Genomic DNA, 13,040 nt, shown 5'->3' on the forward strand with positions numbered 1-13,040 from the left:
CGCCGCGCGTCGCCGTCTCGGGATCGGCGCCGTCGTCGTGCTCGTGATCGCCGCGCTGGCGATCACCGTCGGGATCGGCATCCTTCGCGGCGCGATGGCACCTGTCGACGAGGTGGTCATCGACCAGACGCCCGCGGCCGCGGCGACACCCGCATCAAGGCTCTACGTGCACGTCTCGGGTGCGGTGCGCACCCCTGGCCTGTACGTGCTCCCGGCGGGCTCCCGCGTCGTCGATGCGATCGCGGCCGCCGGCGGGTTCGCCGATGATGCGGACCGCGACGCGGTCAACCTGGCGCGCACGCTCGACGACGGCGAACAGCTGCCGGTGCCGCGCGAAGGGGAGGCGCCGCCGACCGCGGGAGCACCCGGACCCGCGCCGCCGGCCGACACGCGCGTCGATCTCAACACGGCCGACGCGACTCTCCTCGAGACGCTGCCACGCATCGGTCCGGCGCTCGCCGAGCGCATCATCGCGTGGCGCGACGACAACGGCGGGTTCACGAGCATCGAGGATCTGCTCGCCGTCCCCGGCATCGGCGACAAGATGCTCGAGTCGCTGCGCGACCTCGTGACGGTGTGACGTGCGTCGCCGACTCGGACTGCGGCTGGTCCCGGTCGCGGCAGCATGCTGGGCCGTCGCCGCCGCCGCGATCCTCGCTCCTGCGGCATCGCCGTGGATCGCTCTCACCCTCTGGGCGCTCGTCCTCGGCCTGACCACGGCTGTCGTTAGCCTGAGCACACGCGACGGCCATCCGTCTCGCCAGGGCGGCGCACGGGCGCGATTCCGGATGCCTCGGGCCGCCGTGCGCCGTGCGCTCGTGGTCGTCGTGCTCGCGGGGGCGGCTTCCGCGGTCGCCGCGTCGCACGTCGCCCTCGCGCAACCGGCCCGGACCGCCGTCGAGGATCTCGCCCTCACCGGCGGGCGGGCCGTCGCCATCCGCGCGGACGTCATCGGCAAGATCGAGCGACGCGCCGACGGCTCGCTCGGATTCGATGCCCGGGCGTCGCGCGTGACGATCGGCGATGAGATCTACGGCGCAGGGGTCGAGATCGCCGTGCGGGTCTCGCCGGACGACGTCAACCGCCCCTGGCAGCTCGACGTCGGCTCCACCGTCGACGCCCACGGCACCGCGATGCCCGGGCGTCCGGGGGAGCGGGCTGTGCTCGAGGTGTGGGCGTCGCGCGGGGTGGAGGTGGTGAAGCCCCCGAGCGGCGCCGCAGCCGTCGCCGGTGGCCTGCGCCGAGGGCTCGTCGCGGCCGTACACGGTCTGCCCGGGGAGGGCGCGGGGCTCGTACCGGGACTCGCGGTGGGCGACACATCGATCGTGTCGCCGTCCCTGGACGCCGCGATGAAGGAGTCCTCGCTGTCGCACCTCACCGCCGTGTCGGGCGCCAACTGCGCGCTCGTCGTCGGCATCGCGTTCGCCCTCGCCGCGGCACTCGGTGCCTCGAGGACGCTTCGCGTCGCCTGCGGAGTCGCGGTCCTCGCCGGCTTCGTGCTCCTGGTCACGCCCGAGCCGAGCGTCGTGCGCGCGGCCGCGATGGCCGCGATCGCGATGCTCGCCGTGCTGCTCGGCCGCGCAGGTGCGGGAATGGCCCTGCTTTCGGTCGCCGTCGCCCTGCTCCTCGTGCTGGATCCGTGGCTCGCCGCCTCGCTCGGATTCGCGCTCTCGGTCGTCGCGACGGGGTCGCTGCTGCTCTGGGCGCGCCCGCTCGCCAGCGGCCTGGCCAGAGCAGTCCCGCGGCCGCTGGCACTCGCCCTGGCGGTGCCGCTCGCCGCCCAGCTCGCGTGCGGCCCGCTGCTGATACTCATCGAGCCGACGGTGCCCGTGTACGGCGTGCTCGCGAATCTCCTCGCCGGCCCCGCGGCACCGGCGGCGACCGTGCTCGGGCTCGGGGCGTGTCTCAGCGCACCGCTGCCGTGGCTGCAGTCGGGTCTCGCTGCACTCGCCTGGCTGCCGGCGTCGTGGATCGCCGCGACGGCGACGACAGCGTCGGCGCTCCCCGTCGACGCGCTGCCCTGGCTGGAGGGGATCCCCGGCGCGGTGGCCCTCGCCGGGGTCGGCCTGGTGATCGGGCTCGCGATCGCGCTCGACCGCGGCGGCTCGCGGGCTCGACGGGCCACACGCGGGACCGCGATCGTTCTCGTCGCCGTGCTGACCGGTGGCGGCCTCGGCGCTGGAGCCCTGACCACGGTGGCCGGCCGATGGACCCTGCCCGGCAGCTGGGCGGTGCTCGCGTGCGACGTCGGCCAAGGAGATGCCGTCCTGCTCCGGTCGGAGGACGCCGTCGCGCTGATCGACACCGGGCCCGACCCCGAACCGCTCGCCGCCTGCCTCTCGCGTGCCGGCATCGATCGCATCGACCTGCTCGTCCTCACCCACTACGACCTCGACCACATCGGCGGGCTCGACGCGGTGCGAGGTCGCGTCGGCACGGTGCTCCACGGACCGGGCGACGCGACGGGGCAGGCCGCGATCGCCTCGCTGACGGCGCGGGGAGCCCAGGCGACCGAAGCGTCAGCCGGACTCAGCGGGTCGCTGGGAGGTGCACGGTGGCGGGTGCTCTGGCCGAAGGCGGGCAGCCGGGCCTTCCCGTCCGGGAACGATGCGAGCGTCGTGCTCGACGTCCGCGGCGGCGGCATCCCGCCGACCCTCCTGCTCGGCGACCTCTCTGCCTCGCCGCAGCGGCTGCTGACGGCATCGGGTGCGCTGGATCCGCCCTACGCGATCGTCAAGACCGCTCATCACGGCAGCGCCGATCAGGACGCGGGACTCTACGCCGCCGCACGGCCGTCGATCGCGCTCGTCACGGTGGGCGCCGACAACGACTACGGGCATCCGCGCGACGAGGCGCTGAAGATCCTCGCCGACGTCGACGCGAGGATCCTGCGCACCGACCGCGACGGTGCGATCGCGCTGTGGAGCGCCGAGACCGGTGCGGTGTCCCTGTGGCGCGACCGCGGCGGGTGAGGGGAAGGCGGCCTCCGTCGGTGGGCGTCGGTAGGCTGGGGGAATGGCTTCCCCCGCACGCCGAGCACCCGCGAAGGCCGCGCGCAGCGCCATTCCCCAGCTGTCCTGGCGGGCTCCGCAGCCAGCGCCGATCGTGCTCGTCTCCGGGCCCGAAGAGGTCTGCGCCGAACGGGCGATCGCCGGCGTGCGCGACTATCTGCGCGCCGAAGACCCGACGCTCGAGGTGTCCGACATCCGTGCCGACGACTATGCCGCCGGCACACTCCTCGGCGTCACGTCGCCGTCGCTGTTCGGCGAGCCGCGGCTGGTCCGGGTGAGCGGCGTCGAGAAGTGCTCCGACACGTTCCTCGCCGAGGCCGTCGCCTACCTCGCCGCGCCGCAGGACGGCGCGACGGTCGTGCTCAGGCATACCGGTGCGAGCGTGCGCGGCAAGAAGCTGCTCGACGCGATCCGTGCGGGTGAGGGCTCGGGCGTCGAGATCGCATGCCCGGCCGTCAAGCGGGACTCGGACCGCTTCGACTTCGCCGCGGGCGAGTTCCAGGCCGCGAAGAAGCGCATCGCGCCGACCGCGCTGCGCGCGCTCGTCTCCGCGTTCGCCGACGACCTCACCGAGCTCGCTGCGGCGTGCCAGCAGCTCATCGCGGACGTCCCCGGCGACATCACCGACCAGGTCGTCGAGCGCTACTACGGGGGCCGCGTCGAGACGTCGGCCTTCACGGTCGCCGACACGGCGATCGCGGGGCGCTACGGTGAGGCGCTCATCGCGCTCCGGCACGCCCTGGCCTCGGGCGCCGACCCGGTGCCGCTCGTCGCGGCCGTTGCCATGAAGCTGCGCACGATGGCGCGGGTCGCGGGCAACCGCGAGCCGGCGAAGGCCCTCGCCTCGCGGCTCGGCATGAAGGACTGGCAGATCGATCGCGCGCGCCGCGACCTGGTCGGCTGGAACGAAGAGAGTCTCGGCCGCGCGATCCAGGCGACGGCACGGGCGGATGCCGAGGTCAAGGGCGGCTCGCGCGACGCGGTGTTCGCCCTCGAGCGCATGATCACGGTGATCGCCACCCGCGCACCGTACGGCGCCTGACTCGGGCGCCCGCGAAGGCAAGCGAAAGGCCCGCCCCTTGCGGGACGGGCCTTCACGCGACGCGGGGTCGCGGAGCGTGTCAGAGGCTCAGAGAGCGGCGACCTGCTTGGCGATGGCCGACTTGCGGTTCGCCGCCTGGTTCTGGTGGATGACGCCCTTGCTGACGGCCTTGTCGAGCTTCTTGGTCGCCGTGCCCAGCGCCTTCTCGGCCGCGGCCTTGTCGCCGGCCGCGATCGCCTCGCGGGTGCGACGGACGTGCGTCTTCAGCTCGCTCTTGACGGCCTTGTTGCGCTCGCGCGCCTTCTCGTTGGTCTTGTTGCGCTTGATCTGCGACTTGATGTTCGCCACGTGTCGACGTCTTTCGTTCGAAGGTGAATCGGATTTGTGTGCCGGTCAGCGAGAGAGGGGCGCTTCGCGGCGGTCGTGAGGGCGAACCCACACGCAAGCCAAACAAGGATTCTACCAGGTGAACCGGTGACTCATTGACGTCCACAGGCGTGCACGGCAGAGCCCTTCGATGATGCATGATCTACGCGTGGGTGCGCGCGCCACTGGGGATGCGCGCTCCGTGACGAAGGAGTCCGCCGTGCCGCAGCATCCGTCTGTCGATCTCTCGCCGTTCCCGCCGGGCTTCCGGTGGTCCGCGGCGACCGCCGCGTTCCAGGTCGAGGGCTCGCGCGCCGCCGACGGGCGGGGCCGGTCGATCTGGGACGACTTCGTCGCGACGCCCGGCGCGGTGCGCGACGGCGCGACGGCGGATCCCGGTCCCGACAGTTATCGACGTCACCACGAAGACGTGGCCCTGCTCGCCGGGCTGGGCGTCGACCGCTACCGCTTCTCGATCTCGTGGGTGCGCGTGCAGCCCGAGCCCGACGGCCCTGTCAGCCAGGCTGGACTCGACTACTACCGACGCCTCGCCGACGACCTGCTCGAGGCGGGGGTGACGCCCTTCGCGACGCTGTACCACTGGGATCTGCCGAGCGTCCTGGAAGAGCGCGGCGGATGGCTCGACCGCGACACGGCGCTGCGCTTCGGCGAGTACGCCGAGATCGTCGCGGAGGCGCTGGGCGGCAGCATCCGCCACTGGTACACGCTCAACGAGCCGGTCTCGACGTCGCTGCAGGGCTATGCCGTCGGCACGCTCGCGCCGGGCAAGCAGCTGCTGTTCGGCGCGCTGCCGACCGTGCACCACCAGCTGCTCGCGCACGGCCTCGCCCTCCGCACGCTGCGCGCGTCGGGCGCCGAGGAGGTCGGGATCGTCAACAATCACACCCTGGCGCTCCCAGCGGGCGAGACGGATGCCGACCTCGCAGCCGCGGCCGTGTACGACCTGCTCCACAACCGCGTCTTCGCGGACCCCGTGCTGACCGGCGCCTACCCCGACCTCGAGGCATACGGCATCCCGCCCATGCCCGTCGAGGACGGCGATCTGGAGCTGATCTCCGCGCCGGGCGACTTCTACGGGATCAACTTCTACAACCCGACGACGATCGCCGCCGCTCCCGAGGGCAGCCCCGTCCCGTTCGAGATCGTGCCCACACCCGGCGCGCCGGTCACAGGTTTCGGATCCGAGTGGCCGATCGTGCCCGCGGCCCTCACCGGCCTCCTGCTGGATTTCCGCGAACGCTACGGCGACCGCCTGCCGCCGCTCGTGATCGGCGAGAACGGGGCGTCCTTCCCCGAACCTGACCACGTCGACGGACCAGTCCCCGACGCCGACCGCATCTCCTACCTCGCGGGACACATCGACGCCGTCGGCGCGGCCGCCGCTGCGGGCGTCGACGTGCGGGAGTACACGGTGTGGTCGCTCCTGGACAACTTCGAGTGGGCGGACGGCTGGTCCCAGAGGTTCGGTCTCGTCCACGTCGACTTCGACACCTCGGCACGCACGCCGAAGGCGTCGTTCGACTGGTACCGCGCCCTCATCGCGGAGGCACACGCGTGAGCGCCCGGCAGGGCGCCAAGGTCGGCGTCGGCTGGTTCACGCTCTTCACGCTCGCGTGGCTCGCGCTGTGGACGGTGCAGCTCACGCCGCTGCAGCTGCTCATCCCGCTGCAGCTCGACACGCCCGACGATGCCGACGGGTGGGTGTCGGGCGTGGTGTCCTCCGGCCTCGTGCTGGCGATGGGCGGTATCGCCGGCGTGATCGCCGCCCCGGTCGCCGGCGGCCTGTCCGATCGCACCCGCGGCAGGATGGGGCGCCGGCGCCCCTGGGCGCTCGGCGGAGTGTGGCTCGGCACCGCGTCGCTCGCCGCGATCGCCTTCGCATCGGGTCCGTGGGGCGTGGGACTCGCCTGGGTCGGCGTCTCGGTCGGCGTCGCCGTCGCCTCCGCGGCCTTCACCGCCCTCATCGCTGATCAGCTCACGACGCAGCGGGGCGCAGCATCCGCCGCCGTCTCCTCGTCTCAGGCCCTCGGCATCGTCGTGGGCGTCGGCGTCATCGTGCTGCTCGAGCTCGGCGTCGTGGTCGGGTACCTCGTCCTCGGCGGCTTCCTCGCGGTGGTGGGCACCGCGGCGGCGCTTCTGCTGCCCGATCCGCCCGCGCGCTCGGAGGTCGCCGCCGCCCGCCAGGTGCGCACGCTCGGCGAACGGCTCGCGGCGCTGCGCGATCGCGACTTCGCGTGGCTGCTCGCCGGGCGCCTCACCGTGAACATCGGCAACGCGCTCGGAACCGGCCTGCTGCTCTTCTTCCTGCTCTACGGCCTGCACCGCGACCCCGCGACGGCCGAGGACGAGCTGCTGCTCCTGATCCTCGTCTACACCGTGTTCGTGGTGGGCTCCTCGATCGCGTCGGGGTGGGTCTCGGACCGCACCGGGCGACGGATCCCGTTCGTCGTGTGGTCGGCCGTCGTGCAGGGGCTCGCGTCGATCATCCTGGTGGTGGCGCCATCGCTCACCACCGCGATGATCGCGGCGGCTCTCCTCGGCGTCGGCTACGGAGCGTACATGTCTGTGGGACTCGCCCTCGGCACGGACCTGCTCCCGTATCCCGAGGACCACGCCCGCGACCTCGGCTTCGTGAACGTCTCGGCGAGCCTCGGCCAGCTCATCGGCCCGCTCCTCGGCGCGGGTCTCGTCGCCCTCGTGGGCGGTTTCTGGCTGCTGTTCCTCGTGGGAGGCATCCTGTCGATCGCGGGCGGCTTCATGACGTACGCGATCCGCAGCCGCGAGCGCCAGCCGTCACGCGTGTGACGCCTCCAGCGTGCGGAGGGCGACTTCGAGCAGGGCGTCGAACACGCGCGGGCGCATCACCGTCACGTGATGGGTCGTCCGCGGCACGACGATCAGCTCAGCGTGCTGCGCGACCCTCATGAACAGCTTCTCGTTCAGGCGGAGCTGGTCCCACTGTCCGTTGACGAACCACAGCGGCACGTCGATGCGATGGAGGGCCGCGAGCAGATCGAGCACCGAGAGGCTGCGCAGCGCGATGTCCTGCGCATCGAGTGCGTAGCCGCCGGCGCCGAAGTCGGCGCGGGTCTCGTCGGGAAGGATGCGGTCAAGCATGCGGTCGGTCAGCCACATCCCTCGGTCGGGAAGGGAATCGAAGCCGCGGGCCAGCACGCGGTACGTCGCGAGACCCACGCCGCGCGGGATCGCAGTGCACGACGCCGCGATGAACCCCGCGACCGGTGGGGGATCCTCCGCACCCACGTACTCGATGCACAGCAGGCCGCCCATCGAGTGACCCGACAGCAGCACCGGGCCGCGCTCCGCGGCGGCGCGCACCGCGGAATCGATCGTGGCGAACGCGGACTCGAGGGTGAACTCCTCACCCATGCGGGAACCGTGACCGGGGAGGTCGACCGCCGTCACCGGGTTGCCCCGCTCCGTCAGGTACTCCACCTGCGCGCGCCACATCGTCGCGGACGTCCGGATGCCGTGCACGAGCACGACCTGGACGACCATGACGCCAGGGTAGCCGTGCGCGCCCGCTTAGCATGGCGGCATGCCCGAGATCGCCCCGCACATCGCGCGCATGCCGGGTTCCGGTGTGCGTCACATCCTCGAGCGCGCCCTGCGCCGCCCCGGCACGATCATCCTCGCGGTGGGGGAGCCGGGCGAGGTCGCGGGGGAGCGTGTCAGGGATGCCGCGTCCCAGGCGTGGCGCGAGGGTGCGATCCGCTACACCCCCAACGGCGGCATCCCGGCGCTTCGCGAAGCGATCCGCGACAAGCTCGCTCGTGAGAACGCCCTCGACGTGGACCTCGAGCAGATCTGGGTCACGGTCGGCGCCACCCAGGCGCTGCATCTGGCGATGGCGCTCACCCTGTCGCAGGGCGACGAGGTGCTGGTGCCCGATCCCGGATACACGACCTTCACGATGAACGCCCATCTCCTGCAGGCCGCGCCGGTGCCGTATCCGCTGCGTCCCGAGCGCGCGTTCCAGCCCGATCTCGCCGAGCTCGAGTCGCTGGTCACCCCGCGGACGCGCGCGATCATCGTGAACACGCCCTCCAACCCCCTCGGGTCGACGTTCGACCGCCCGACGCTGGAGGCGCTGATCGGCCTGGCGCGCCGCCACGACCTGTGGCTCATCAGCGACGAGGTGTACGAGCGCTTCACGTGGGGCGAGCCGCACGTGAGCCCCGCGACGCTCGACGACGACGGCCGCGTGCTGTCGGTGTTCTCGATGTCCAAGACCTACGCGATGACCGGAGCGCGGGTCGGGTGGCTGGTCACGCCCCCGGGATGGCGGCAGACCATGCTGCGGGTGCAGGAGTCCGTGGTCAGCTGCGTCGACGAGCCGTCGCAGCGGGCGGCGGCAGCGGCGCTCATCGGCGATCAGGCGGCGGTCGGCCGCAGCGGCGCGCACTACCGCGACAACCTCGCCGCCGCGACGGCGCTCCTCGACGCCCGGGGGCTCCGCTACCTCGACCCCACAGGGGCCTTCTATCTCTGGATCGACGTCGCGCACGTCTCCGGCGGCGACGTCGTCGCCTGGTGCGAGCGGTTCCTCGATGAGCAGGGCGTCGCCGTCGCTCCGGGAAGTGCATTCGGCGCCTCGGGCGAGGGCTGGATCCGCGTGTGCGTGGCCAGCGACCGCGACGAGCTGCTCGACGGGCTGAGCCGCATCCCCGCCCCGGCCTGACCCGCACGCCGTCGCCGGGGTTCGTCGAGCGGCGCGCACCCGTACAATCGTCTGGACATGTCACCGCGCGCCCTGAAGCCCCTCGAGCCCTCTGCCACGCCGCCCGAGCTGATCCGCAACTTCTGCATCATCGCCCACATCGACCACGGCAAGTCGACGTTGGCCGACCGCATGCTGCAGATCACCGGCGTCGTCTCCGACCGCGACATGCGCGCGCAGTACCTCGACCGCATGGACATCGAGCGCGAGCGCGGCATCACGATCAAGTCGCAGGCCGTGCGCATGCCGTGGGCCCTTCGACAGGCTCAGGGACCGGACGAGGTCTTCGCGCTGAACATGATCGACACCCCCGGTCACGTGGACTTCACGTACGAGGTCTCGCGTTCGCTCGCCGCCTGCGAGGGTGCGATCCTGCTCGTCGACGCTGCGCAGGGCATCGAGGCGCAGACCCTCGCGAACCTCTACCTCGCGCTCGAGAACGACCTCCACATCATCCCGGTCCTCAACAAGATCGACCTGCCGGCCGCCGACCCCGAGAAGTACGCCGCAGAGCTGGCCGGCCTCATCGGCGGCTCGCCCGATGACGTGCTGCGCGTGAGCGGCAAGACCGGCATGGGCGTCGAGACACTGCTCGACCGCATCGTCGAGCAGATCCCCGCTCCGAAGGGGAACCCGGATGCCCCCGCCCGCGCCATGATCTTCGATTCGGTGTACGACTCGTACCGCGGTGTGGTGACCTACGTCCGCATGGTCGACGGCAAGCTGGAGCCGCGCGAGCGCATCCAGATGATGTCGACCAAGGCGACGCACGACCTCCTCGAGATCGGCGTCTCGAGCCCCGAGCCGGTCCCCACCAAGGGGCTCGGCGTCGGCGAGGTCGGCTACCTGATCACCGGTGTGAAGGACGTCCGCCAGTCCAAGGTCGGCGACACGATCACCAACCAGCGTAAGCCCGCGACCGAGCCGCTGTCCGGCTACACCGACCCGAAGCCCATGGTCTTCTCGGGGATCTACCCGATCGACCAGAGCGACTACGCCGACCTGCGTGAGGCGCTCGACAAGCTCAAGCTGTCGGACGCGTCCCTCCAGTACGAGCCCGAGACGTCGGTGGCGCTCGGCTTCGGCTTCCGCTGCGGCTTCCTGGGCCTGCTGCACCTCGAGATCATCACCGAGCGCCTCTCACGCGAGTTCGACCTCGACCTCATCACGACCGCACCCTCGGTGACGTACGAGGTCACGACCGACACCGGCGAGACCGTCGTCGTCACCAACCCGAGCGAGTACCCGGACGGGCGCGTCGCCGAGGTGTCCGAGCCGGTCGTCAAGGTCGGCATCCTGCTCCCCAAGGACTACGTCGGCACCGTCATGGAGCTGTGCCAGTCCCGCCGCGGGTCGCTCCTGGGCATGGAGTACCTCAGCGAGGACCGGGTGGAGCTCCGCTACCACATGCCCCTCGGCGAGATCGTGTTCGACTTCTTCGACCACCTCAAGTCCAAGACGCAGGGTTACGCGAGCCTCGACTACGAGCCCGCCGGTTCGCAGACGGCCGACCTCGTGAAGGTCGACATCCTGCTGCAGGGCGACAAGGTCGACGCGTTCAGCTCGATCGTGCACCGCGACAAGGCGTACGCCTACGGCACGATGATGACCGAGCGCCTGCGCAAGCTCATCCCTCGTCAGCAGTTCGAGGTGCCGATCCAGGCCGCCATCGGCGCCCGCATCATCGCTCGCGAGAACATCCGCGCGATGCGCAAGGACGTCCTCGCCAAGTGCTACGGCGGTGACATCTCCCGCAAGCGCAAGCTCCTCGAGAAGCAGAAGGAGGGCAAGAAGCGCATGAAGATGGTCGGTCGCGTCGAGGTCCCTCAGGAGGCGTTCATCGCCGCGCTCTCAGGCGACGTCGAGGGTCCTGCCAAGAAGTGATGCGACTCGCGAAGTAGGCTGGAATCCATGCGTCGAGGAACCTTCCGTGACGACACCGTCGACTACGCCGCTGTCGGGGCGACCCAAGCGCCGGATCTGATGCAGTATCCGCCGGAGCGCAGCATCCCTGCAGAGCAGTCGTGGCGGATCGGCAGCGGCGAAGCGCGCTTCCGCGCCGCGAGCGAGGCGCTGATGTCGTGGACCGCCCAGCGCGGTGCCGGGCTCGACGTCACCGACGTGCGCCCCGCCTCCGGCCCCATGTACTCGGGGGTGAGCTTCGACGCCGAGGGCAACCCCGTCAAGCCCAGTCGCTCCGAGGCCGAGCAGCGCTTCGACGCGGACGGCACCCCGTTCGTCGGCGCGGGCACGACGATCCGTGTCGACGGCCGCGTCAAGGGGCTCCGCGCCGACGCGGAGCTGCGCGTGATCTTCGCCGTCGAGGAGCCTCGGCGGGTGGGCTTCGCGCTCGGGACCGTGAGCGACTCCGTCGTGAGCGGCGAGGAGTCGTTCATGCTCGACTGGTACGACAACGACGAGGTCTGGTTCACCGTCCGCGCGTTCGACGCGCCCCGTGCCGTGCTGTACCGGATGCTTCCGGGACTCACGAAGCGCCGACGTCGCGAGCTGTTCACGCGTTACCTGCGCGCGATCTCGCCGCTGTACACGACTCCCGCGTGAAGCGCTGATGGGCTCCGCTCTTCCGCTCGGCGAGCCCGTTCCCTCGGACGGCTCGCTGCCGGCCGGCACGCGTATCGATCCGGCCGCAGAGTTCAGCGTGTATCTGCACGTCCCCTTCTGCCGCGTCCGCTGCGGGTACTGCGACTTCAACACGTACACGTCGTCCGAGCTGCGGGGCGCCCGCCAGGACGAGTACGCCGACACGCTGCTTCGTGAGATCGAGCTGGCGGCGCCCGTGCTCGAGCGCGCCGGAGGGAACCGTCCCGCGTCGACGGTGTTCTTCGGCGGCGGCACCCCGACGCTGCTCCCGCCCGGCGACCTCGCACGCATGCTGGCCGGCGTCCGCGACACGTTCGGTGTCGCCGACGGGGCCGAGATCACGGTCGAGGCCAACCCCGACACGGTCACGCCCGCGGTCGCGGCCGAGCTCGCGGCATCCGGGGTCACGCGCCTCTCCATCGGCATGCAGTCGGCCGTCCCGCACGTTCTCGCGGCCCTCGATCGCACGCACGATCCCGACAACGTCCGCACGGCGGTGGCCGCCGCGCGCGGGGCCGGGCTCGACGTCAGCGTCGACCTCATCTACGGCGCACCGGGTGAATCGCTCGACGACTGGCGCACTTCGCTCGAGGCGGCGGTGTCCCTCGAGCCCGACCACATCTCGGCGTACGCGCTCATCATCGAGGACGGCACGAAGCTCGCTCGCCAGATCCGCCGCGGCGAGGTCGTCGCACCCGACGACGACCTGCAGGCCGACATGTACGAGCTCGCAGACGACCTGCTCGCGGACGCGGGGTTCGAGTGGTACGAGGTATCGAACTGGGCGCGCGGTGACGCGCACCGCTCCCGCCACAACCTCGCGTACTGGGTCGGCGCGGACTGGTGGGGCTTCGGTCCCGGCGCGCACAGCCACGTCGCCGGCGTGCGGTTTTGGAACGTCAAGCACCCCGCCGCCTACGCGCAGCGACTGGCCGCGGGGGAGTCGCCGGCCGCGGGGCGCGAGATCCCGGATGCCGCGGCCAGGAACCTCGAGAGCGTGCTGCTGCGCACCCGCATCCGCGAGGGCCTCCCCGTCGAGGAGCTCCTCGGCGAAGGCCGTCACGCGGTCGCCGCGCTGATCGCGGACGGGCTGATCGAGGGCCCCGCCGCGCTGCGCGGGAGGGTCGTGCTCACGCGGCGCGGCCGCCTGCTCGCCGACGCGGTGGTGCGGGCGCTCACCGATTAGCCCCGGCACGATCGCGGGTCGGACGACGATCGCGATCCATCCCGGCGTCGCTCGACGATCCGGGCAGGGGCA

General features: G+C 71.7%; 11 protein-coding genes. 9 read left to right on the top strand and 2 right to left on the bottom strand.

Annotated elements, in window-relative coordinates:
• Positions 1 to 22: 22 nt before the first annotated feature.
• Genes ACFVSU_RS02080 through holA form a run of 3 tightly spaced genes read left to right on the top strand, consistent with a single transcriptional unit; the run spans position 23 to position 4,053 of the window.
• Positions 23 to 580 (top strand): helix-hairpin-helix domain-containing protein, encoded by a 558-nt coding sequence (locus tag ACFVSU_RS02080; protein WP_387138684.1) that lies wholly within the window; start codon positions 23 to 25, stop codon positions 578 to 580.
• Position 581: 1 nt separating this feature from the next.
• A complete protein-coding gene (locus tag ACFVSU_RS02085; RefSeq protein ID WP_387137355.1) occupies positions 582 to 2,972 on the top strand; it encodes a ComEC/Rec2 family competence protein in 2,391 nt (796 codons plus the stop codon).
• Between the two features lie 43 nt (positions 2,973 to 3,015).
• Positions 3,016 to 4,053: a DNA polymerase III subunit delta gene (gene holA, locus ACFVSU_RS02090; protein WP_387137358.1), complete on the top strand. Its 1,038-nt coding sequence runs from the start codon at positions 3,016 to 3,018 to the stop codon at positions 4,051 to 4,053.
• 87 nt (positions 4,054 to 4,140) lie between these two features.
• Here the strand turns inward: holA and rpsT are convergent, their stop codons facing one another.
• Positions 4,141 to 4,401, bottom strand: a complete 261-nt coding sequence (gene rpsT / locus ACFVSU_RS02095; RefSeq protein ID WP_310291020.1) for a 30S ribosomal protein S20 — start codon at positions 4,399 to 4,401, stop codon at positions 4,141 to 4,143.
• Positions 4,402 to 4,621: 220 nt separating this feature from the next.
• Between rpsT and ACFVSU_RS02100 the strand changes: the two genes are divergently transcribed.
• Positions 4,622 to 5,998 carry a GH1 family beta-glucosidase gene (locus ACFVSU_RS02100; protein WP_387137362.1) on the top strand — a complete coding sequence of 459 codons (1,377 nt, stop codon included), beginning with the start codon at positions 4,622 to 4,624 and terminating at the stop codon, positions 5,996 to 5,998.
• Positions 5,995 to 7,245, top strand: coding sequence for an MFS transporter (locus ACFVSU_RS02105; RefSeq protein ID WP_387137365.1), 1,251 nt, complete (start codon positions 5,995 to 5,997; stop codon positions 7,243 to 7,245). The genes ACFVSU_RS02100 and ACFVSU_RS02105 overlap by 4 nt, the downstream gene beginning before the upstream one ends.
• Here the strand turns inward: ACFVSU_RS02105 and ACFVSU_RS02110 are convergent.
• On the bottom strand, positions 7,234 to 7,959 hold the full coding sequence (locus ACFVSU_RS02110) for an alpha/beta fold hydrolase (protein ID WP_387137368.1): 726 nt from the start codon (positions 7,957 to 7,959) through the stop codon (positions 7,234 to 7,236). The two genes, ACFVSU_RS02105 and ACFVSU_RS02110, sit on opposite strands and share 12 nt — an antisense overlap.
• 40 nt (positions 7,960 to 7,999) lie before the next feature.
• On the opposite strand from ACFVSU_RS02110, the gene ACFVSU_RS02115 reads away from it, so the two are divergent.
• The 4 genes from ACFVSU_RS02115 to hemW are packed head-to-tail and all read left to right on the top strand — an operon-like array spanning position 8,000 to position 12,968.
• A complete protein-coding gene (locus ACFVSU_RS02115; protein WP_387137371.1) occupies positions 8,000 to 9,142 on the top strand; it encodes a pyridoxal phosphate-dependent aminotransferase in 1,143 nt (380 codons plus the stop codon).
• Between the two features lie 57 nt (positions 9,143 to 9,199).
• Entirely contained in the window at positions 9,200 to 11,065 is a 1,866-nt protein-coding gene (gene lepA, locus ACFVSU_RS02120) for a translation elongation factor 4 (protein ID WP_387137373.1), read from the top strand.
• A 27-nt stretch (positions 11,066 to 11,092) separates the two neighbouring features.
• Entirely contained in the window at positions 11,093 to 11,743 is a 651-nt protein-coding gene (locus tag ACFVSU_RS02125; protein WP_310291004.1) for a DUF1990 family protein, read from the top strand.
• Positions 11,744 to 11,750: 7 nt separating this feature from the next.
• Positions 11,751 to 12,968, top strand: a complete 1,218-nt coding sequence (hemW, locus tag ACFVSU_RS02130; protein ID WP_387137376.1) for a radical SAM family heme chaperone HemW — start codon at positions 11,751 to 11,753, stop codon at positions 12,966 to 12,968.
• The last annotated feature ends 72 nt before the right edge of the window (positions 12,969 to 13,040 follow it).

Origin of the sequence: Microbacterium sp. NPDC058062 (assembly GCF_042885375.1) — a bacterium.
In the GTDB taxonomy this organism is placed as follows: Bacteria; Actinomycetota; Actinomycetes; order Actinomycetales; family Microbacteriaceae; genus Microbacterium; species Microbacterium trichothecenolyticum_C.